Source organism: Oleiphilus sp. HI0132 (assembly GCF_001635845.1).
In genome coordinates, this window is the sequence record NZ_LWGJ01000936.1 from 1 (window position 1) to 286 (window position 286).

1 pseudogene is annotated in these 286 nt (G+C 45.1%); it reads right to left on the reverse strand.

The features are described 5' to 3' along the window. Positions 1–286: pseudogene (eno, locus tag A3766_RS10485) on the reverse strand (phosphopyruvate hydratase); the annotation flags it as partial.

The following is a 286-nucleotide window of genomic DNA, read 5'->3' on the forward strand; positions in this document are numbered from 1 at the left end:
TACCTTCTTCAAACCATGGAATATTTCAGCGCCCGCACGCAGTGCTTCGGCAAAAGTAGGAGCAGAAACTGGCTGAACCATAAACTCTTGGATATCAACATTGTTGTCTGCGTGCTCACCACCATTGATGATATTCATCATTGGCACAGGCATAGAGTACTGACCAGAAGTACCGTTTAGATCAGCAATATGCTCATAAAGCTCAACGCCTTTTTCTTGTGCTGCTGCTTTCGCTGCTGCCAAAGAAACCGCCAAAATTGCATTAGCACCCAGCTTAGCTTTATTC